Source organism: Paenibacillus arenosi (genome assembly GCF_014841135.1).
GTDB lineage: Bacteria > Bacillota > Bacilli > Paenibacillales > Paenibacillaceae > Paenibacillus_B > Paenibacillus_B arenosi.
On sequence record NZ_JACYTN010000028.1, the window covers coordinates 1 to 22,401 of the forward strand.

The following is a 22,401-nucleotide window of genomic DNA, read 5'->3' on the forward strand; positions in this document are numbered from 1 at the left end:
AGAGTCCGCTCGACTTGCATGTATTAGGCACGCCGCCAGCGTTCGTCCTGAGCCAGGATCAAACTCTCCATAAAAGTGTTTGACTTGCTCATTTGTAATGCTGACGAAATTCATTACTGAATTTCTTATATCAAACGTTTCACTCGTTGTTCAGTTTTCAAAGAACAATTCGCCTCAGATCACTTATCTTACGATTCGTTTTCTTTCGCTCTCGTTCGCCGCGTTTCTCAGCAGCAACTCTTATAATATATCATGTTGTTTATTTTGAGTCAAGCTTTTTTTTAAAAACTTTTTTTTGAAGTTTCGTTTCAAACCAAACTTCAAACCGCTTCTATTAAGCTTTTCTCAACCGCCTCTCTCGGTGGCGGAATTACAATATATCATGCCGACCCAGCTTTGACAACAGGAAAAATAAGCCACGACAACTCGCTTCTAGGCGTTGTCGTGGCTTATTTCAATTGACTTGTATTAACCGTTAATCCACGGCATACTTTTACCTTTATGACTTGCATTAACCTGCGTATAAGAATCAGACTCTTTGTTGTTACGTGCGTTTACATTTTTACGTTGCTCTTTACTCTTCTTCTTTCCTTTGTTTGAAGATACATTATCATTTATATTAGTCGAAACATCTTCCGACTTCTGCATAGTTTCATTATCTTTCCCTGCAACTGGACTTACATCTCCCCACTGAGCCAACCAACTGCTATCCTGCATAGAAGCATTCACTCTATAAGGAGTTCCGCATTGATGACAAAAAACGCTATAGTCGCCATATGGCGAAGCTCCATAAGCACTATATTCTTGAGCAGCATATGGCATATTACTATACTGCGCTTGCTGGAACGCGTAAGACTCTGCATTCGCAACCTGTTCGTTTACTTTTTTATCCCACATCTCACCGGCAACATTCGGCGAAAAATTCTGATTAGATATCGGCGACACAGATGACAACCCATAATTAGCATTAGCTTCTGGCGATACCGAGGCCGGGCCATAGTTCGCATTTGCCACTAGAGATACAGATGCCGGACCATAGTTTGCGTTAGCACCTGGCAACACTGACGTTGGACCATAATTCGCATTAACATCTGGCAACACTGACGCGGGACCATAATTTGCATTCGCTCCCTGCGATACGGAAGCCGGGGAATAGTTCGCATTTTCTGAATAAGCTACATGATCATTTCCCCAGAATGAATTGATTCCATCCGCGTACGAAGTCTGATAAGGCACGAACGGCAGCGAGGCCCCACCATAAGATGGATAGGCACAAGGATTGCAATGATGTCCACCATAAGGATGGGGTGGATACGGATTACAGAAATTCGTATAAGGCGATATATCCGGAGAACAAAACCCTTCATATTGAGGCACGTTTGGATACACGTTAGGCTGTGAAGTCGACTGCGTCCCACCAACTTCTTGAGACTGCCATTGTACATTGCTCTGCGATTGCCCTACATAGTTAGGCGCAAAAGAATTGGGATACGGTTCTACATTGGGCATGTTTGCCGAGAAGTTACCGTAACTTGCAGGCGAAGGAACGAAATTCGGCACTTCACCTTTCGTTGTTGGCTTAACAGGACTCACATTGCCTGTCAAAGGTTTCACGGATGGTGGATTTGGTAAAGGAGTTGGAGGTATTAGCTGCTCGGCTTGTGGCTTAATTTGCGACTGCGGCTGTGGCTTGGGTTGAGATTGAGATTGTAATGGAGGTTTTGCTTGAGCTTGTGGTTGCGGTTGAGCTGGTAGTGGCTGCTTCGCTTGCGGTTGCAATTTATTCTCCGGCAGAACAGATGGTTGTATAGGCGGTTGTATAGGCGGTTGTACTGATGGTTGCGGCGGTATCGGTTTAGTCAGCTCAGCTTTGGAAAGAGGTACAATACCAGCATTCGCTGCATTCGCGCCCCAACCTGCACTCGCACTAGGCCCACTTGACTCATTCACAGTTAGTTTAGGAATATTAACAACTTGCCCAATAAGAAGCACATTCGGATTTTTCAGCTGTGGATTGGCAGCTATCAATGCCTGAAGCGGCACACCCCAAGCTTTAGCCAATTTCCATAGTGTGTCCGCTTCCTTAACTACATGCTTATGGACAATTTCGTAGCCTCCAGTAGAAACAGGAGTAGAAGGAACTCTAATTTTCATACCAACTTGAACTTGATTTGGATCAGTTAATTGTGGATTTAGAGCGATAAGCTGATCCAAAGATACCCCGTATTTTTTGGAGAGAGCGTACAATGTTTCGCCCTTTTTAATAATATGAATTTTCACGCGCGGTACCTCCTAAGGGAATCATCCTCGTAACACGGGACAATCGCCCGCGTAGTCATTTATACATCCTATGCAAGAGCTAGGCATTTGACATCATTTTTTTCAACTAACATATAATCTCCATAATAGACAGGCCATCCTATCACCAAAATTGTAGATTACAAAAAAAAGAAGCTCCCTCCTCTTCGGAGAAAGCTTCCTGCGCAATTAAGATTCGTATATTTTAACGCCATCCTGCGTTACGATTTGACGGAACTTGTCCAACAACTGAAGCGTAATCGGCCCAGCTTGCCCATTCCCTACAATACGACCATCAATCTCACGTGCCGCAATTACTTCTGCAGCTGTTCCTGTGAAGAATACTTCATCAGCAACATAAACATCATGCATAGAGAACGGCTCTTCCTTTACAGTAAAGCCCTGCTCCTTACAAATGTCGATGATCGCATTACGTGTAATCCCCTCTAAAGCCCCTAAGTAGCACGGCGGAGTATACACTACCCCTTTTTTTATAATAAAGATGTTATCTCCCGAACCTTCTGTAACATAGCCTTGTGCATTAAGCATGATCGCTTCGCCTACATCAGCTAGGTTGGCTTTAATCTTAACTAGTATATTGTTCAAATAGTTCAAAGACTTAATCTTCGGATTCAATGCATCTGGAATGTTACGACGCTCTGCAACTGATACCGCACGCAAACCGTTTTTGTATGCTTCTTCTGGATAAATAGCCAGCTGTTCAACGATGATTATAACACTCGCTTTTGGACAACGATTCGGATCTAAGCCAAGATTGCCCGCTCCACGAGATACAATAAGACGAATATATCCGTCACGCAGCCCGTTACGGCGAATCGTTTCTACCAAAGCAGCCTGCATTTCTTCAATGGTAAGTGGGATGTTCAGCATAATCGACTTAGCAGAGTCGTACAATCGAACTAAATGCTCATGACATTTAAAAATATTACCGTCATAAATGCGGATACCTTCAAATATACCATCACCATATAAAAAACCATGGTCGTATACCGATATTTTTGCTTCTTCTTTAGTAACAAATTCGCCGTCTAAATAAATCCACTGCGTCATGCTTACACCTCCGAATGATGAGGCTCTTCTCGTTGACTGGTTGAATACGCATAGGTTGGATATGTACCTAGAATGCGAACGTGGCAGCCAAGCGCTTCAATTTCTGCAAAAGCAGAAGGAAGTAGCACTGAATCTAGAGCCATTTGCAAATCGATATAAAAATAATAATTTCCGAGCTGACGCTTAGTCGGACGCGATTCAATTCGAGACAAGTTAATTCGTCTCCAAGCGAAAGCCGATAACACCTGATGCAAAGCACCTGGGAAATCCTCTGGCAGCGTCACCAAGATAGTCGTCTTATGCGTCATCGTTTCCGCCAGCTCAATCGGTTGAGATCCTAACAGAATAAACCTTGTATAATTATTATGATGGTCCATGACCTCACTGGCAAGTACATTTAGGTCATATGTTTGCGCACCCAATCGAGTACCGATTGCCGCCCAATTCTCCTCAGAGTTAACTTTTACAAGCCGAACCGCCTCAGAAGTGCTACTGACGTGCTCTTGGATCGCATGCGGCAAGTATTTACGCAAAAATTGCTGACACTGCGCCATCGCAACAGGGTGTGATAGCACCTTATTAATAGAAGAATAATCTTCTCCTCCCTCAACATCTCTTCCTATCAGATGTTGAATAGACGGATACACCCACTCCGCTTGAAATGGCAAATCAACTTCATGAACAATCCAATCCAGATGCAAATTAACAGAGCCTTCTATTGTATTCTCAATCGGAATAACAGCATAGTCCGCCTCTTTATTCACAACAGCCATAAATACTTCAGAAATAAGCTTGAAATGATGATATTGATGGTGATCGCCAAGCAGATGAAGCGCAGCTTCATGAGACACGGATCCTTGTGGCAATAAAGCAATACGAGCCATACTTCACTTACTCCTTCACATTCAAGTACCTATACTTCTGCGGCTAAACCAGACCGGTAAATCTCAGGTATCAAACTATAAATATCATCCGCCGATCCTTCCAAGCATGCCGCACCGACTGAGCTAGGCTCTAACAAGAACACATCTGCCTCAACACCACATTGTTGTAGAGTATCATTCATAAAGGCAACCAATTCATCGTTGCTCTGCAGCTGATTAACGAGCGCCAATATCGTTGGACCTGCACCACTTAAAGCAACACCATACGCACCATACTTACGAGATTCCTCCAACACCCGCTTCATACCAGGAACTAGCGACATGCGATACGGCTGATGAAGTCGATCCTGCATCGCATCATACAACAGCTCGAACTGCCCCGTTGATAAAGCAGCAACCAGCAATGAAGAATGACTCACATTGTGCACTGCATCCGCCATTGAAACTTGCTCCGGTAGAACTCCGCGGGCAGCCTTCGTCTCCAAATGGAATTTAGGAATAGCTACAACTGCTCCCAAACTTCTATGTGGCTCCAATCTCACATGCCTTGCCTGTTTGCCATCCCAAGAAGCCACGACAATCCCACCGAATAAGGATGCACCAACATTATCTGGATGACGCTCCCAAGCAGATGCCATATCGAACAATTGTTGATCTGACAATGGGGAGTTTAATAATGCATTAGCGGCTACGAGTGCCCCCACAATCGCAGAAGCACTACTCCCAAGACCCCTCGTCAGAGGAATTTCACTATATACATCGATTTCGAGCGGGCAAAACTCTATTCCCGCTTCAATAAATACCCGCTTGGCCACTTGAACGATAAGGTTCGTTTCATCCGCTGGCAAACCACCTAATTCAGGACCAAACATACGTACAACCGTTGTCTCAGCAGGCTTCATACCAATCCAAGTGTATAAAGAAAGAGCCATACCTAATGTATCAAAGCCAGGCCCCAAATTAGCCGTACTTGCAGGAACCTTTACTAGCACACCGTTTTGCTGCATCATCTGTCAGTCACCCTTCTAGCTTACGAATCGCATCCATAACCGCCTCTTCCGTATCCGGAACAACAAGCGGTTCGACAGCAGCCGTTTTTATCGCAATATTCGGGTCTTTCAAGCCATTCCCCGTCAGCACGCAAACGACAGACTCTCCGCCTTGGAAATAGCCTTCCTGATGCAATTTAATAACTCCAGCCAAGGATGCCGCAGAAGCTGGCTCTGCAAACACACCCTCTGATGCAGCAAGCAATTGATACGCAGACAAAATCTGCTCGTCCGTTACATAGTTAATCTGACCTTCTGATTGCTCAGAGGCTTCCACCGCCGTTTTCCAACTTGCCGGATTACCAATCCGTATAGCCGTCGCAACCGTTTCAGGCTCTAGAATCGGCTCACCTTTTACGATCGCCATTGCTCCTTCTGCCTCAAAACCAATCATTTTAGGTAGCTTATCCACTTTACCAGCCTCATAGTATTGCTTAAAACCTTTCCAATAGGCAGTGATGTTCCCTGCGTTACCTACGGGAATTGCCAAATAATCCGGAGCCTCTCCAAGCTGCTCACACACCTCAAACGCAGCAGTCTTCTGACCCTCGATACGATAAGGGTTAACAGAGTTCACTAACGTAATAGGATGCTTAGCCGTAATGTCACGAACAATTTCTAATGCACGATCGAAGTTACCCTCTATCGCAATCACTTTTGCACCATAAATCATAGCTTGAGCCATTTTACCAAGCGCAATATTGTTATTAGGAATAAGAACGATACAATTCAAACCGCCACGCGCCGCATAAGCAGCAGCTGCCGCAGAAGTGTTACCTGTAGAGGCACACATAATCGTACGGCTACCCTCTTCCATCGCCTTCGCAACTGCCATAACCATACCGCGATCTTTAAAAGAACCAGTAGGATTCAATCCTTCATACTTAAAATACAGATTCAACCCCAGTTGTTCCGATAGGTTTTCCGCTCGAATCAAAGGTGTATTTCCCTCATGAAGTGTAATCATCGGAGTTGCTTCCCCAATCGGAAGGTACGCTTTATACGTTTCTAACAGTCCCATATATCTCATCGTTCTCTCCTCCATCTCTATTCCGTACGCTGGAATGAATGATTAGCCCTCAACGCGATATGCACTCTTAATTTCCTTTATAACATCCAAGCTCACAAAATGATCCAACACTTTTCTCATGCTTGCTTGGCTTGCTTCATGTGTAATAATGATAATTTCAGCATCAGGATTGTTCGGATTCGGCTGCTGTACAACAGACTCTAAGCTCACACCGAATTCTGCAAATACTTGCGTAATTCTCGCCAATACTCCTGCACGATCATGAACATCCAAAAGAATAAAATTCTTATAATGAATCTGGTCGTCTGTCTTGAGCTTCTTAGTACGATAAGCATGGTGACCTTGCTTGCCATTGACACCAATACGAAGGTTCTTCACAACAGCTACCAAGTCAGCTACAACCGAAGTGGCCGTAGGCATCTCGCCGGCACCAGGACCGTAGAACATCGTCTCTCCGACAGCTTCACCATATACATAAACCGCATTAAATACTCCATTTACAGAAGCAAGCGGATGCGATGTCTTAACCATCGTAGGCTGAACAACAACACTAATCTGATCGTCTTGTCTTTCTGCAATACCTAGCAGCTTCATTTCGTAACCAAGACGCTTCGCATAACCAATATCCTCTTTAGAAATGCTAGATATGCCTTTCACTACAACATCTTCAAGCCCTACCGTCGCATGGAACCCTAACGTAGCAAGAATCGCCATCTTGCGAGCTGCATCCAGCCCTTCTACATCTGAAGTAGGGTCAGATTCTGCATAACCTAGCGCTTGTGCTTCTTTAAGCACATCTTGATAAGCTGCGCCTTCTTGGCTCATCTTCGTTAGGATATAATTCGTAGTCCCATTTACGATACCCATAATCTTCTTAATGCGATCCGAAGAGAAGCCTTCCATTAAGGTACGAATAATCGGAATACCACCTGCTACACTCGCTTCGTAAAATACATCGCAATTGTTCGCACGTGCTTTTTCTAATATTTCAGGTCCATGAAGCGCCATCAAATCCTTGTTGGCCGTTACAACATGCTTACCTTGTTCCAAAGCATCAAGAATGAGTTGTTTGGTAGGCTCAATGCCTCCCATAACTTCCACAACAACATCAATCTCTGGGTCAAACACCACTTCTGAAGCATCTTCCGTCATAAGCTCTGGTTGAATATTTAAGTGACGCTGCTTACGCATATCCTTTACGAGTACTTTACGAACTTGAATGGGAGAACCAACTTGACTCATCAAATCTTCCTGATGCCCTTCTATAATTCTTACAACACCAGTTCCAACTGTTCCTAATCCTAATAAGCCTACCTGTATTGGTTTCATCTTTGTTCCTCCCCTTCTTATGTGTACAGCTGTATCCCTACTTTCCTAACCTTGACCAATAAGAACAACTCGCTTCACTCCAGGTATATCCCGAAGCGTATCCATCATTTGTCCAAAATTCTCAGCAATTAATGCCGTTTCAATGGACAACACTACGTTAGCCATACCCTGCAGCGGTATCGTCTGGTGAATAGTAAGTACATTCCCCTCAAATGTAGCTACCGAGCCAAGTACTTTGGACAAAATCCCTGCACGATCTTCTAAATCCAATGAAACCGTAACAATCCGCTCGCGCTCCAATTGATTCAACGGAAAAATACCATCTTTATATTTATAGAAAGCACTACGACTCAAATCGACTCGCTCCGCCGCTTCATGTACCGTCTTTACCTCTCCAGCCGCTAGCAGTTGTTTCGCTCTTACGGTTTTCACTACTGCTTCAGGCAGTATATCCTCACGAACTAAATAATACCGTTCTGCCATAACCGTCCTCCATATAGAGACTATTGTTTAACTATAGAGGACATTATAGCGAATAAGTGCCGCAAAAACAATAGGTTCATGTCAAAAGTTGAATCTTATTATACACGATGTCTATCCTATCAATCTTAATATTTTCTTACTTGAGTTAAAAGTTAAAATAAAAAAAAGCCGTATGACGCAATAACGCCATACGACTTGTTCTTCTTATTAATAGTAGCTACTGCCTTCGACAAACTCAAATTCGAAATCAGCGATACGTATAATCGTGCCATCTTTTGCTCCGCGCTTACGAAGCGCATCGTCAACACCCATTTTACGCAGCGTGTTTGCAAAACGCAAAATCGCATCATGCGTATTCATTTGCATACGCTTCATCATGCGCTCAATCGCTTCGCTCTCCACCACATACGTTTCATTCTCACGTCGAATTGTGAACTGCGGCTCATCACCTTTTTTATCAAAGCGATAGATCTTACGCTCTTGAACTTGAGCAACTTCTTCCACTTCGATTTCTTCAGGCAATTGATCCAACACTTCCAGCGCCTTGTACATCAATTCCTGAATGCCTTCACGTGTCAAAGAAGAAATAGGCATAATCTCGATATCTGGTCTTACTTCTGCTAATTGTGTGCGGAATGCAGCTAAATACTCTTCTGCCTCAGGCATGTCCATCTTATTAGCAGCTACAATTTGCGGTCGTTCTGCCAACTTCTCGTTGTACAGCTTCAATTCGTCATTGATTTTTACCCAATCTTCAAATGGGTCGCGGCCTTCAGTCCCTGCCATATCAACCACATGAAGAATAATACGTGTACGTTCAACGTGACGCAAGAATTCATGCCCCAGTCCAACGCCCGTATGTGCTCCTTCAATTAGGCCAGGTAAATCTGCCATAACAAAGCTCTGGCCATCCCCCATATCAACCAATCCTAGGTTCGGAGTAATTGTTGTAAAGTGATAAGCACCAATCTTTGGTTTAGCAGAAGTAACAACCGACAGTAGTGTAGATTTACCTACACTCGGGAAACCAACCAACCCGACATCTGCCATGACTTTAAGTTCAAGAACAACCCAACGCTCTCGTCCCTCTTCACCGTTCTCAGCCAGTTCAGGTGCAGGATTGGTTGGAGTAGCAAATCGCGTATTACCGCGTCCACCACGACCACCCTTCGCAACAACAACTTGTTGCCCATGACGGGTCAAATCTGCAATTACTTCCTGAGTATCATCATCTACAACAACAGTTCCAGGAGGAACGCGTACGATCATGTGCTCTGCATTTGCACCATGCTGACTTTTATTACGCCCTTTAATTCCACGAGGAGCCTTGAAGTGCTTCTGATAGCGGAAGTCTACCAACGTCCGCAAACCCTCATCAACACGGAAAATAACGTCGCCACCACGTCCGCCATCTCCACCTGCCGGCCCTCCATTTGGTACATACTTTTCACGACGAAACGCCACGAGACCATCCCCGCCGTCTCCGCCTTTTACATATATTTTAGCCTTATCTACAAACATGAAGTTTCACCTCTCTAGTCCCTTACCTTACATGGTACAATCCATTCATATATAGAAGCACCAGCTTGTAGCTCGTTCGCGGGCACCTGCTCCAGCCGCACGCCATGCTCAGCTGCCAGCCTGTCAAGTTGAGTTCTCACATCGTCCGGTTGAAGCAGCTGTCCTTCATATAAGAATCGAATGCCTAGCGCATTATCTGAACGAATATCTATTATAAATTGAAGCGGAGCTGCCACATCTGCACTTGCTTTTGGCGCTAAGCGCATGACTTGAACTCCCTCTTTAATTATATCCGTTAATGCTCGTCCTTCCATCAACAACCCGATTTCGCTCAAATCAATCTGTCTTGGAAGATGTACATACACAGGCATCGCATGCCCTGATACACGGACATGAAGCAAGAACAATGTCAATTCCGGAATGCCTAGTTTAGCAATACGTCCTTCTTCGATCATTTTACTCTTAATGCCTTCAACACATAAACGGAGCTGCTCCATTCGATTCAGTCGAACATATCCATACAGCAATTGCAATTCATTCATCCAATCATGTCGCTGATGATTCATTAATTCAAGCGCAGACTGATGAGCCATATGAATAGCGCGCTCATGTTGATGTCGCTGTTCGCGAAGCAACATAATACAACCTGCCGCTAAACTTAGGATGAGTAGTATGACAGCGAATATACGCCACGGCAAATATAAAGGTCCCCATGCCAATACCACTGCGCAAATAAATGCACAAGCGCTGCACGCAAACACCCAAAGTCGGATTCCCCTCATCGTTCACCCTCGCTCCATTCCCAAATAAATGCACACTCCCACCCCATAGTATAGCATGAGTTCAGAAAGTCGTCCAAAGCGATTCCAGTCGAACAAACGCGAAAGAAGGCAAGAAATGAATCAAAAAACCCTCGGCCTAAGCCGAGGGTTTCACATGACGTCTATTACACTTCCACAGCAGCTGCAACTGGTGCAACGTTAACTGGGTAGACGCTCACTTTCTTGCGGTCACGACCCCAACGTTCGAACTTAACAACGCCTTCGATTTTAGCGAAGAGCGTGTCGTCTTTACCGATACCAACGTTGTTGCCTGGATGAATCTTTGTTCCACGTTGGCGCACCAAGATGCTACCACCTGTAACAGTTTGACCATCGGCACGCTTAACACCAAGACGTTTGGAGTGGGAATCACGACCATTCTTCGTGGAACCTACACCCTTCTTGGAAGCGAATAACTGAAGGTTTAATTTCAACATGTTGTCTACCTCCTTTTTGAATTATTTTCTTTTATCTGAATATACGAACCGTATGAATCTTCCATCGTATTCAGACTGACGACCATCGACTCCAAGAGCAATTGAACTTGCTCCGAGCAATGAGCGTCATTCAGAACCGGCACAGTGCCGTTCAGGAATCCATCCTTCATCTGGCACTCCAACGCAACGCCCGTCAATGCTTCAATAGCATTCACTACTCCGACCGAAACCGCAGATACGCCAGCACATACAATATCCTCTCCATGCGGAGCATAATTAGCATGTCCCTTAATGGCGAAACGCTCGATAAGCCCTTCAGAATTCCGGTAAATGGTGACGCGAATCATTCGCTACACCTCTTATGCTTTGATGCTTTCGATTGTCACCTTAGTGTAAGGTTGACGGTGACCTTGCTTACGACGGTAGTTTTTCTTAGCTTTGTACTTGTACACGATAATTTTCGCGCCTTTTCCATGCTTCTCAACTTTAGCCGTAACAGCAGCACCTTCTACCAATGGAGCACCTGTTACGAGGCCACCCTCGTTAGATACTGCCAATACACGGTCGAATGTGAAGCTCTCACCTTCAGCAGCGTTCAACTTCTCAATGTAAAGAACATCACCTTGTTGAACTTTGTACTGCTTACCACCTGTTTCGATAATTGCGTACATTGTGTTGCACCTCCTCATGTCTCAGACTCGCCATACCAGGTGATGGAGTAAACCATACTTATGACCTGTTCCGTGCGGTTACAGCATGTGTGCAGAAACGAATATTAGACACATACCTGATGATTCTAACACACACTCTCTCAAAAATCAATGTGCGATTACAATTACATTCCCGTACCAAACATTAGTTACAATTGCTGAAATTCCGGAACCCTTTTGCCTGTACCATCACAAGTCGGACAAGGTGTATATAAGCGACTCATCACTTGCTCTCGTACTTTTTTACGAGTAATCTCAAGCAAGCCAAGCTTTGTCCAACCAACGACTAAACATTTGGTACGATCCTTCCGAATCGTTCGCTCCAATTGCTCAAGTACACGCTTACGATTATCGTCTGAATCCATATCAATAAAGTCAACGATAATAATGCCGCCAATATCTCTTAACCGAATCAGACGGGCAATCTCTTCTGCCGCCTCCATATTTGTGAAAAATACGGTATCCTCTAGATCGCTCGTGCCCGTATATTTGCCTGTATTCACGTCTACTACCGTCAAAGCTTCTGTTTGATCCCATACAAGATATCCACCGCTTTGCAGCCACGTTTTTCGTTGGAACGTCTTATCTATCTGTCCTTCAATATGGAATTTGCGAAAAATCGGTTCTCGGTCTTGGTAGACCATTACACGCTCAACCAACTCAGCATCAAACGTACATACGAATGATTTTATTAACTCCGCTTGCTTTCGATCGTCGATTACAAGCTCATCTACATTGTGAGTGAACGCGTCCCGTATCATTCGTTCAGCCATCGATACATCCTGATGGAGCAGAGCGGGTGCACTTACAGCAGAAGCTGCTTGCTCAATCGCTCTCCATTGCTGACGTAACGTTTCCATATCTTGAGCGAGACCTTCAACCGTCTCCCCATGCGCCACGGTTCGAATAATGATACCTTCTTCATTTGCTCGCAGCGCTTCAGCAAGTTGCTTCAGTCGATTGCGTTCTGATTCCCGCTCAATCTTCTTTGATACACCAATATAGTCTGCTTGTGGCATAAAGACTAAGTGGCGCCCTGGCAATGAATAATGCTTCGTAACACGAGCACCTTTCCCACCAAAAGGCTCTTTCATCACTTGTACAATTAACTCTTGCCCTACACGCAGCAAGCTCGTAATAGGAGGCTTCTCCTTCGGCTGCTTCTCTAAATGCGGATGCAAACAATCATCAACATATAAAAAAGCGTTCTTCTTCTGCCCAATATCTACAAAAGCTGCCTGCATACCCGGAAGAACATTAACAACGCGGCCCTTGTAAAAGCTCCCAACGAGCCTAACACCCGCTGCACGCTCTACTGCAAACTCTACTAGACGGCCATCTTCTAGCAATGCCATCTGAGTTGACTGTTCTCCACAGTGAACGATCATTCGTTTCATAGCTTCACCTCTACTCAAGCGCGTCACCTCTTATTGTAACATGAAGCGAGAAACGATGAACATGTCGGTTCATAACTCGATCTAAAAAAATATATACTTCCATCCAAACGTACCCCTATTTTCGACTATTCATTTCTTCGTAGTCACGCACATGGCTACGAATCGTCTTGCCAATGTTGAAAAAAAGCATCTATTAATTGCTGCTCTGGTATTACTCGTTGAATACGGCCATGCTCGTCAATCACGTATATCATATGATAGCTATTTCTGCGAAAGTGCTGCATGATATCTACAAGACCACGCTCTGACGATGCAACGATTGGCCTTCCTATATGGGAGCTCATTTCCCATGCACGAAGTCGCTTGGCACGATGTACAAGAAAACGAAAAAATCGATACGGAACATGCCTGCATTCCATTATGTTTGTCCACAGTAAAAATAATCCGAGCACCAGCAAATTCATATTAACGGCCGATTGCTCCAACAATGGCAGTAGCGCGAATAAGCCAAGCAAAGCACTTCCTACAATACCAATCCAAGCCCCTAACCGGAGTGTAAAATGATAACTGAGTCCATACGCACATAAAGCCTGCAAAATCCGCCCACCATCAAGCGGAGGGATCGGAAGTAAGTTAAAGCCACCAATGATAAGGTTGGCCTCAATAAAATAAGTGGACCAAGCTTCGCTCCACCACCCCATATATTGAAACCACAGTGACAATCCGATCATAAGTACATTTTGCAGAGGTCCAGCAGCAGCTACAATGATCTCCTGCCACGAAGGAGATAAGGCCCCATCCTCCGTCTCAGCTACTCCACCAAAAGGTAGCAGCTTCACGTCAACAATTGACCATCCGAAGCACTTCGCTGCAATGACATGCCCCGCCTCATGAACTGCAACAATGACCACTAGCGTTAACAGTTCCAACAAATGGCCCGTAATTGCCGAAAGAGCCAGCAGCATGATCAACAATGGATGTAAGGAATAGGTCGTCCCCTTCCACCTAATCAAAGCTCATCACTTCCGCTGGATCCACAAACTGCCCCTCTTTCTTAAGCGCAAAAAATAATCCTGAAATCGTGCCTGATGAAGACATGTTCGGCATACGGCCAATCTCCTGCCCTGCCTCTACCCAATCATCCTTCTTCACGTAGCATTCTTCTAACCGTTCATAGTAAGACATATATTGATTGGCGTGCTGAATAACAATCGATGACCCAGCTTGCGGATCTTCAATTACTCGTATCACTCGACCCACAGCTACGCTTGCTACATTCGCCCCGCCTTCCTCCGCTCGTAACTCAATTCCTTGCAAGCTAAGAGCGAATGGCTGTACAACATTTCCCGCCATCGGTATTTGAAAACCAAGCTTAGCTTGAGCTTCTTTAGCTGCTGGCGTGTGATCTTTCCATATAGGTATAAACGCAGGCGAACCCCCAAATGTTGCTTCCGCCCACACTGCTATTGATTGGAAATCCATATTCTCTGACATAGCCGAAGCGACATAGTTCCTAGTACTGTCTAAAAAAGGAGTTTTCCACTTCATCAAGCCTGTCACAGCCACACACAGCACGATCGTACAACCAAACTGTATGAAAAAGGTCCTCATAAAGGTTGAGGAACCGTGAGTTCGCTCGCTTTCTTTCCAACCATAGCGTCCTCCCCATGCCTGCTTAGCATCTCTCCATACTTGCTCTGGGTCGCGCTCATTGTACTCAGCAGCTAGCGCCCCCTTGTCCTGTGCAGGATGGCTGTAATGGTAATAGGACGGCTGTGTAATCACCGACGGAGAGACAGACTCCTTCGTAGCTCCGCTCATGTTATGGCCCGGAATATCCCGTAGTGTCAGTTCCTTAATGCGCGCTTCTCGGCGGCGACGAATATCATCCTTCATCCGTATCCCTTCCCCACTCAAATTATTCATATGCTACATATGTATGACGAGCAGGATATTGATATGAACAAGCCCTTGCAACAATACAAAATGAGAAGCTTCAGCAATACAAAAAAACACCTCGCTGCCTAACAAGGGAACGTAACGTTTCCTTACTAGAACCACGAGGTGGATAAGTGAATATGACTTACATAATGATGTGGACCGACATTATTCATCTAATTGGTATTTTTCTTGATGAATCCGCACGCTCAACACTAGGCCAATACAGACCATATTCAGAATAAGCGACGTTCCACCGTAACTAATAAACGGCAGTGTAATTCCTGTAATCGGCATAAGACCGATCATCATCCCGATATTTTGGAAGATTTGAAACACAAACATGGAGACGATACCAATAATAATGTACGATCCCCTCAAATCATAGCACTGGAAAGCAATGAGAATCATGCGATAAATAAGGAAGAAATAGAGCAGTAACAGCAAGGCTCCTCCCTGAAAACCAAATTCCTCACCAATAACGACGAAGATAGCATCAGAATAGGTAAGCGGAATAAAGTTACGACTCTTCAGCTCTCCTTGTAAATACCCATCACCAGTCAACCCACCGGAACCAATAGCAATTAATGCATATCTCGATTGATGGGATTCGTCTTTATCTGCTGACTCTGGATTGATAAATGTATTAATACGTTCATACCAGTGATTTTGACCGAGCGTATCTTTGAAGAAACTTTCAACTTGTGGGCCGAATTGCGTAAATAACACAACTACGATCGCAATGAGAGCACCAACAATCGCTGTTCCAACAAACATATGCCGATACTTCACACCACCTATCCACAGCATCCCGATAAAGATAACGATCAATATCATCGCATTCCCTAAATCAGGCTGAGCTACAATAAGACCGAATGGAATGATCATCACACAAGCAATTGGAAGTAAATCTTTAACAAATCCGAGCGGTTCACCTTCACGTTTGCCGAGCAGTTGCGCCAAAGAGAGGATCAATACAATTTTGGCTAATTCAGCTGGCTGGAACGATAGTCCTCCAAATTTATACCATCCTTTTGCGCCCATAGTGACGTCAGCAAAAAAATAGAGACCGATAAGAAGGAGAACCGTGATAACCATCCATATGATCCAGCCCTTAAGCAGCAAACGATAATCAAATAAAGTAACGGCAAACATGACTACGAATCCGATAACGTAAAATACGATTGTCTTTATTTCAAAATTAGCTGGTTCGAACTTTGTTCCAACTGTGGAGCTGTACACAATAAAAGGGCTTATTACCGCAAAAACACCTAGTATCGCAACAATCATCCAATCGATGCGCTTCAATTTATTCAACAACAGTCAATCATCCTATTCCAAAACTTCTTCTATCAGCTTTCACCTTCAACCTACTCAATCAGGATCAAGCTGATACTTTTCTTGATGAATCTTTACACTAAGCACCAAACCCATGCTTATCATATTTAGAACTAACGATGTGCCACCATAACTAATGAACGGAAGCGTAATCCCTGTAATCGGCATTAGACCAATCATCATCCCAACATTCTGGAAGATTTGGAATACCAGCATCGAAACAATTCCAATGATAATATAGGATCCCCGTAAGTCATAACATTGAAACGCGATTAATATCATCCGATAAATAAGAAAGAAATACAATAATAGCAGCAATGCTCCACCTTGGAAGCCGAATTCTTCTCCTATTACAACAAAAACAGCGTCCGTATAGGTATAAGGTATAAAGTGACGGCTCTTTAGCTCCCCTTGCAAATACCCATCCCCAGACAAACCGCCTGATCCTATAGCAATAAGCGCGTATCTCGACTGATGAGACTCGTCTTTGGTCGCCGACTCAGGATCGACAAACGTATTAATACGTTCATACCAATGATTTTGACCAAGTGTATTTTTAAAGAAACTCTCTACTTGCGGACCAAATTGCGTAAACAAGACAACTATGATCGCGATAAAAGCACCGACAATTGCCGTTCCAACGAACATATGCCGATACTTCATGCCGCCAATCCATAGCATTCCAATAAAAATGACGACCAATATCATTGCATTGCCTAAGTCTGGTTGCACTACGATAAGTCCGAACGGAATAATCATCACAAATGCAATCGGAACAAGATCCTTTACAAATTCAAGCGGCTCGCCTTCACGTTTACCCAACAACTGAGCTATTGCAATAATTAGCGTTAGCTTTGCTAGCTCCGCTGGTTGAAACGTCTGCCCTCCTGGAAGTTCATACCACCCAGTTGCTCCCTGTCGTTCCGACCCGAAGAAAAAAAGCCCGATAAGAAGCAAAATCGTAATGCCCATCCAGATATACCAGCCCTTAAGCAGCAGACGATAATCAAATAGAGTAACAGCAAGCATAACTACAAATCCGATAATATAGAATACGATTGTCTTTATTTCAAAATTAGCTGGTTCAAACTTTGTTCCAATCGTGGAACTGTACACAATAAAAGGACTTATTACCGCAAAAACGACAAGTATTGCAACAAGCATCCAATCTATGCGCTTCAGTTTATTCAGCAAAAGTCAATCATCCCATTCCGAGAAACTTCTTCATGCGAGTAAGCACGCTTTTCTTTTGGTCCATCGGCATTAACGGCACAGTATCACCAAGTATGCGGCGAGCAATATTACGATACGCCAATGATGCTTTAGAATCCGGATTCATCACTGTCGGCTCGCCCATGTTCGCTGCCTTAATAACGTGTTCATCATCAGGAACAATTCCAATGAGTTCAATATTCAATACTTGCAAAATATCTTCGATATCAAGCATATCACCGCTCCGAACCATGTTCGGACGTATCCGATTAACAACGAGACGTGGCGCAGACAAGCTCGCACTCTCCAACAAACCGATAATTCGATCTGCATCTCTCACGGCCGCATTTTCAGGTGTCGTGACAACGATTGCACGATCAGCGCCAGCAATAGCATTTTTGAAACCTTGCTCTATACCTGCCGGACAATCAATAATGATATACTCGAAGTCTTTCTTCAACTCCAAAATAATATCTTTGATTTGCTCTGGAGATACGGCATGTTTGTCTTTCGTTTGAGCAGCTGGCAGCATATACAACTCTTCAAAGCGCTTGTCTTTGACAAGAGCTTGATTCAAGCGACAACGCCCTTCAGCCACATCGCAAATATCATAAATAATCCGATTCTCCAGTCCCATTACTACATCTAAATTACGAAGACCGATATCGGTATCGACCATACATACTTTTTTCCCTAACAGCGCCAGGGCAGTTCCAAGATTGGCAGACGTCGTCGTCTTACCAACGCCCCCTTTTCCTGATGTAACGACAATTGCCTCTCCCATGCAACTACACTCCTTTGAACATTTTGAGGTCCTGTCGAATTCGCTGAAGATTGGTAATTTTGTCAATTTGCATTTGTCCATTATCCACATAAGCGACTTCCATTTGCGTCTGCGTCACACCCCACTCATCTGGAGGGCGGCTAATGACATCAGCTATGCGAAGCTGTGTAGGTGAAAATAAAGAAGCGGTTATAATCGCACTATGGTCGCCTTCTGCCCCAGCATGCACCGTACCTCGAAGAGCGCCGCACACGTAAATGTCCCCAGTACATATAATCATTCCCCCGGGATTCACATCGCCTAAAAATAATAGATTTCCTTGATGACGGAGCACTTGACCGGATCTAACGATGCCAGTCACCGTATGTACCTGATAATCAGGCTGCTTCTCTACTTTGTCATCTGACTGCAAGGAGCGAATGAGCAAATTCCCCTTCATTTTCAATATGTCCAATATTTCCGACTTTTGCTCTTCTGTGATCGAGCGAGCCCCCAGCTTGACATCGACATACACAATTGGTCCGTTGAAGAAATGAGGTGTATGCTCAAGCTTGTCACGCAAATCACGCAACAAGTCTATGAATTCACATTGATCGTCAAGCAGGAACACGAGACCGTCTTTTACGCCTTTAATCGTTATTAGTGACTTGGTCGTCATCGTTCGTCCCTCCCAACAAGATTCTATTTCGTGATGAACGAGAGAAGTCCTGCATGACCAAGTAAAAACCTCTAATCGCCATCGCATATTGCGATTAGCATACCCCCACATATAAAGGGCTAAAGCCGTCTCAGAGCTAGTGTCCGAGACGGCTCTCTATGCTTCTTCCGAGTCTTTCTTATTGTTGCCCTGAATCATGTCGAACCATTTTCGCAGCGGCACATAAACAATAAGCGCAAATATAAGCTGAACAAACATGCTTGGAATTATATAATCCAACAGTGCTTGCTGATAGGTGAAATGACTCAAGCTAAACAGCGTATATATACCATAAATAATCGTTTGATATAAGAAGCTCCCTATAAGTACAACGAATAGCATCATAACCATCGTCTTATGTCGTACGTTAAATACAGTGCCAGCTAGATAACCTAGCAGTCCCATCGTAAAGGAATGTGGCCCAATGATTTGACCATAATATACGATATCGTGCAATAGTCCAAAGCCAAGTCCCATTAAGAGCGCCGTATGTCGATGTGCATACACACCGTGAAACAGCACCACCACGAATACGAATTGGACAACGATACGTCCATACCAACCATCTGGTATGAGATGCGGAACTACCGATCCTTCTATAAAGAAGAGGATTAACAGAAAAAGAATCATCCAATTTCGATTCATTGTCCATTCTCCTGACTGCTATTCCCCTTATTCGGTGGAATTACAACGAACAGTTCACGCCAATCCTGATAAGTAGCTGCTGGTTCAATTACTGCCGTATGTGTCAATCCAATGTCTCCAACTTGACGCTTTATTACTTTGCCGATAATAAGACCAGCTGGGAACTTGCCACCAAGTCCAGAAGAAACGATGACATCGCCTTCATCTAAAGGATCATTTTCCTCGATACGTGTCATAAGAAACGTATTGTTGCTATGATCATAGGACTCTATCATACCGAAAGACTTATTTTCTTTACCCTGCACGGTTACTGCAATTGCTCTTGATTTCTCATCGATATTCGTTAGCAATTGTACAGAGGAAGAAAATTCAGAAACATGGCTAATAACACCTACAACACCTTCAACTGCGATAACAGGCATTCCCTTTTGAACACCGTTTTTGCTACCCAAATTAATGTTAAGCGATTGATTAAACGGATCAGCCACATTAAGTCCTGTCACTTGGGCAATGCGGTATTCGTACGGGCGATTTTGAGCCTTCTGATGTTCTGTGAATTCCAATAGCTTCTTGTAACGCTCATTATCTGCCTTTACCCGATTGTATTCTGCTTTATCGCGAATATAATGGGCATAAGCAGTTTTCAAGCGTTCGTTCTCTTCATAAGTTTCACTCAAATTGCTTACATTTTCAAAAAAGGCAGATACAGCCGCAGTCGGGCGATAAAACACCTGCTGTACAAATGACGACGTATCGTGAACGAACTTCTCCGCCCATGTCAACTTCCCTCTATTCCCCAGGGAAAAACCCATTAATGCAATAAATAAAATAAGTCCGAGCATCAAAATAAACAATCGCTTATTACCCAATAGCTTAAACAGTGTTAACACCTTCTCATCGTAATGCCGTTTCGTTACCTTGTTCATGCACATAGAGGTCCGAGCCAAATAACATCATTTGACCCGGACCCCTCACGCGGAACTAACCTCTGCTTATCGCTTAGAACGAAGTGCCGAGCTGCTGCGCGATTTGAAAAGATGAATGTTATCCAATGCGCGCCCAGTACCGATAGCTACACAATCAAGTGGATTCTCTGCCACAATTACTGGCATGCCTGTCTCACGTGCAAGCAGCTTGTCCAAGTTGCGAAGCAATGCTCCACCACCTGTAAGTACGATACCACGATCCATAATATCTGCTGCCAGTTCTGGTGGACACTTCTCAAGTGTTACCTTCACTGCCTCAATAATGGAGCTAACTGTATCGGAAAGCGCTTCTGTAATCTCTTCACCTGTAATAGACAATGTCTTAGGCAAACCAGTTAGCAAATCACGTCCGCGAATCTCGATAGAATCTTTCTCTTCTGTCGGCATAGCAGAACCAATATCCATTTTCAATTGTTCAGCCGTACGCTCACCGATCATAAGGTTGTATTGACGCTTAATATATTGAATGATTGCTTCATCCATCTCGTCACCAGCTACACGCACGGAACGACTTGTCACGATACCACCAAGGGAAATGACAGCAACTTCTGTTGTACCGCCACCGATATCTACAACCATGCTGCCCGTAGGCTCCCATACCGGAAGATCTGCACCGATTGCTGCTGCAAATGGCTCTTCGATCGTGTAAGCTTCACGCGCACCAGCTTGCTTCGTTGCATCTTCAACCGCACGTTGTTCTACAGCCGTAATGCCAGATGGTACACAAACCATTACGTTAGGATGGCGTGGAAACAGCGAACGCTGCTTCTGAGCCTGACGAATAAAATATTTAATCATTGTTGCAGTTGTATCAAAATCAGCGATTACGCCGTCTTTCATCGGACGGATCGCACGGATATTACCCGGTGTACGTCCAATCATCTTCTTCGCTGCTTCACCTACTGCTTCAATCGTTTTGGAGTCAGTACGAATTGCGACAACAGATGGCTCGCGTACGACTACACCTTTTCCACGTACGTATACGAGTGTATTTGCAGTTCCCAAATCAATCCCTAAATCTTTCGTAAAACCACCAAACATGCTGTCAAATCTCCTTTATAGTTCCTTCAATCTTACCTATTATATTACATGTACCCCTGTTCCTTCAAACTTACATAGCGATTATCTCCAATGACAAGATGATCCAGTACCTCAATGCCAATAAGTTCCCCCGCTTCCATCAGTCTGCGGGTAATAAGGATATCCTCCTGGCTAGGTGTAGGATCTCCGCTCGGATGGTTATGCAAGCATATGATAGAGGCACACCCGTACTTCATTGCTGCGCGAAATACTTCGCGTGGATGAACGAGTGAAGCGTCAAGTGTTCCAATTGATATCGTCTCTTGAGCTAGCACTCTATTCTTCGTATTTAAGTATAGACACATAAAATGCTCTCGCTTATAATGCCGCATCGTCTCCATAACCATATCAGCAGCATCTTGCGGTCGTCTGATAAAGGGGTCTTCTGTTGAACGTGTTTGTGCCATACGACGGCCCAGTTCCAAGCTAGCTCTAAGTTGAACCGCCTTCGCAGGCCCAATTCCTCGTATTTGCGTAAGTTCATGTACAGACATATCCCCAAGGCGACTCAGACTTCCTGTTCGATTCAATATACGCTGAGCCAACAATAACGCTGATTCATCGCGTGTTCCTGTACGAAGTAAAATAGCTAACAGCTCGGCGTGACTTAACGCCTCAGCCCCCGATCGTATCATGCGCTCTCTAGGTCGGTCTTCGAGGGGAAGGTCACGAAGCATAGGCGCTTGGGACA

At 44.3% G+C, this 22,401-nt stretch carries 23 protein-coding genes, 1 rRNA gene and 1 other annotated feature; all 24 genes read right to left on the reverse strand.

What is annotated here, in order from left to right; genetic code table 11:
• Positions 1-74: ribosomal RNA gene (locus IFO66_RS20980) — 16S ribosomal RNA — on the reverse strand; the annotation flags it as partial.
• A 394-nt stretch (positions 75-468) separates the two neighbouring features.
• Complete coding sequence (locus IFO66_RS20985) at positions 469-2,280, reverse strand: LysM peptidoglycan-binding domain-containing protein (protein ID WP_192026996.1); 1,812 nt, start codon at positions 2,278-2,280, stop codon at positions 469-471.
• A gap of 207 nt (positions 2,281-2,487) precedes the next feature.
• Entirely contained in the window at positions 2,488-3,369 is an 882-nt protein-coding gene (ilvE, locus tag IFO66_RS20990) for a branched-chain-amino-acid transaminase (protein WP_192026997.1), read from the reverse strand.
• Between the two features lie 2 nt (positions 3,370-3,371).
• Positions 3,372-4,253: a prephenate dehydratase gene (gene pheA, locus IFO66_RS20995; RefSeq protein ID WP_192026998.1), complete on the reverse strand. Its 882-nt coding sequence runs from the start codon at positions 4,251-4,253 to the stop codon at positions 3,372-3,374.
• A 29-nt stretch (positions 4,254-4,282) separates the two neighbouring features.
• Complete coding sequence (gene thrB, locus IFO66_RS21000; RefSeq protein ID WP_192026999.1) at positions 4,283-5,263, reverse strand: homoserine kinase; 981 nt, start codon at positions 5,261-5,263, stop codon at positions 4,283-4,285.
• Positions 5,264-5,270: 7 nt separating this feature from the next.
• The gene (gene thrC, locus IFO66_RS21005; RefSeq protein ID WP_192027000.1) at positions 5,271-6,332 is read right to left on the reverse strand and encodes a threonine synthase; all 1,062 of its coding nucleotides are present in this window, start codon (positions 6,330-6,332) and stop codon (positions 5,271-5,273) included.
• A gap of 42 nt (positions 6,333-6,374) precedes the next feature.
• A complete protein-coding gene (locus IFO66_RS21010; protein WP_192027001.1) occupies positions 6,375-7,661 on the reverse strand; it encodes a homoserine dehydrogenase in 1,287 nt (428 codons plus the stop codon).
• Positions 7,662-7,706: 45 nt separating this feature from the next.
• Positions 7,707-8,144 carry an ACT domain-containing protein gene (locus IFO66_RS21015; protein WP_028595260.1) on the reverse strand — a complete coding sequence of 146 codons (438 nt, stop codon included), beginning with the start codon at positions 8,142-8,144 and terminating at the stop codon, positions 7,707-7,709.
• 207 nt (positions 8,145-8,351) lie between these two features.
• A complete protein-coding gene (gene obgE / locus IFO66_RS21020; RefSeq protein ID WP_192027002.1) occupies positions 8,352-9,665 on the reverse strand; it encodes a GTPase ObgE in 1,314 nt (437 codons plus the stop codon).
• 14 nt (positions 9,666-9,679) lie between these two features.
• Positions 9,680-10,447 (reverse strand): Spo0B domain-containing protein, encoded by a 768-nt coding sequence (locus IFO66_RS21025; RefSeq protein ID WP_192027003.1) that lies wholly within the window; start codon positions 10,445-10,447, stop codon positions 9,680-9,682.
• Positions 10,448-10,611: 164 nt separating this feature from the next.
• Complete coding sequence (gene rpmA, locus IFO66_RS21030) at positions 10,612-10,923, reverse strand: 50S ribosomal protein L27 (protein ID WP_028595257.1); 312 nt, start codon at positions 10,921-10,923, stop codon at positions 10,612-10,614.
• Positions 10,924-10,928: 5 nt separating this feature from the next.
• On the reverse strand, positions 10,929-11,270 hold the full coding sequence (locus IFO66_RS21035; RefSeq protein WP_192027004.1) for a ribosomal-processing cysteine protease Prp: 342 nt from the start codon (positions 11,268-11,270) through the stop codon (positions 10,929-10,931).
• A gap of 12 nt (positions 11,271-11,282) precedes the next feature.
• The gene (gene rplU / locus IFO66_RS21040; protein ID WP_144994172.1) at positions 11,283-11,594 is read right to left on the reverse strand and encodes a 50S ribosomal protein L21; all 312 of its coding nucleotides are present in this window, start codon (positions 11,592-11,594) and stop codon (positions 11,283-11,285) included.
• 13 nt (positions 11,595-11,607) lie between these two features.
• Positions 11,608-11,684 (reverse strand) — a sequence feature (ribosomal protein L21 leader region).
• Positions 11,685-11,782: 98 nt separating this feature from the next.
• Positions 11,783-13,030: an Rne/Rng family ribonuclease gene (locus tag IFO66_RS21045; protein ID WP_192027031.1), complete on the reverse strand. Its 1,248-nt coding sequence runs from the start codon at positions 13,028-13,030 to the stop codon at positions 11,783-11,785.
• A 155-nt stretch (positions 13,031-13,185) separates the two neighbouring features.
• Positions 13,186-14,043 (reverse strand): M50 family metallopeptidase, encoded by an 858-nt coding sequence (locus IFO66_RS21050; protein ID WP_192027005.1) that lies wholly within the window; start codon positions 14,041-14,043, stop codon positions 13,186-13,188.
• On the reverse strand, positions 14,036-14,926 hold the full coding sequence (locus tag IFO66_RS21055) for a M23 family metallopeptidase (protein WP_192027006.1): 891 nt from the start codon (positions 14,924-14,926) through the stop codon (positions 14,036-14,038). The genes IFO66_RS21050 and IFO66_RS21055 overlap by 8 nt, the downstream gene beginning before the upstream one ends.
• Positions 14,927-15,136: 210 nt before the next feature.
• Positions 15,137-16,288, reverse strand: a complete 1,152-nt coding sequence (locus tag IFO66_RS21060; RefSeq protein WP_192027007.1) for an FtsW/RodA/SpoVE family cell cycle protein — start codon at positions 16,286-16,288, stop codon at positions 15,137-15,139.
• A 54-nt stretch (positions 16,289-16,342) separates the two neighbouring features.
• Positions 16,343-17,500, reverse strand: a complete 1,158-nt coding sequence (locus tag IFO66_RS21065; protein ID WP_192027008.1) for an FtsW/RodA/SpoVE family cell cycle protein — start codon at positions 17,498-17,500, stop codon at positions 16,343-16,345.
• 7 nt (positions 17,501-17,507) lie between these two features.
• Positions 17,508-18,302, reverse strand: a complete 795-nt coding sequence (minD, locus tag IFO66_RS21070) for a septum site-determining protein MinD (protein ID WP_028595250.1) — start codon at positions 18,300-18,302, stop codon at positions 17,508-17,510.
• 4 nt (positions 18,303-18,306) lie between these two features.
• Positions 18,307-18,960 carry a septum site-determining protein MinC gene (gene minC, locus IFO66_RS21075; RefSeq protein ID WP_192027009.1) on the reverse strand — a complete coding sequence of 218 codons (654 nt, stop codon included), beginning with the start codon at positions 18,958-18,960 and terminating at the stop codon, positions 18,307-18,309.
• A gap of 156 nt (positions 18,961-19,116) precedes the next feature.
• A complete protein-coding gene (gene mreD, locus IFO66_RS21080; protein WP_192027010.1) occupies positions 19,117-19,644 on the reverse strand; it encodes a rod shape-determining protein MreD in 528 nt (175 codons plus the stop codon).
• The gene (gene mreC, locus IFO66_RS21085; RefSeq protein ID WP_192027011.1) at positions 19,641-20,570 is read right to left on the reverse strand and encodes a rod shape-determining protein MreC; all 930 of its coding nucleotides are present in this window, start codon (positions 20,568-20,570) and stop codon (positions 19,641-19,643) included. Before mreC ends, mreD begins: the two co-directional genes overlap by 4 nt.
• A 66-nt stretch (positions 20,571-20,636) precedes the next feature.
• Positions 20,637-21,671, reverse strand: a complete 1,035-nt coding sequence (locus IFO66_RS21090) for a rod shape-determining protein (RefSeq protein ID WP_028595246.1) — start codon at positions 21,669-21,671, stop codon at positions 20,637-20,639.
• A 44-nt stretch (positions 21,672-21,715) separates the two neighbouring features.
• Positions 21,716-22,387, reverse strand: coding sequence for a RadC family protein (gene radC / locus IFO66_RS21095; protein ID WP_192027032.1), 672 nt, complete (start codon positions 22,385-22,387; stop codon positions 21,716-21,718).
• Positions 22,388-22,401 lie beyond the last annotated feature (14 nt).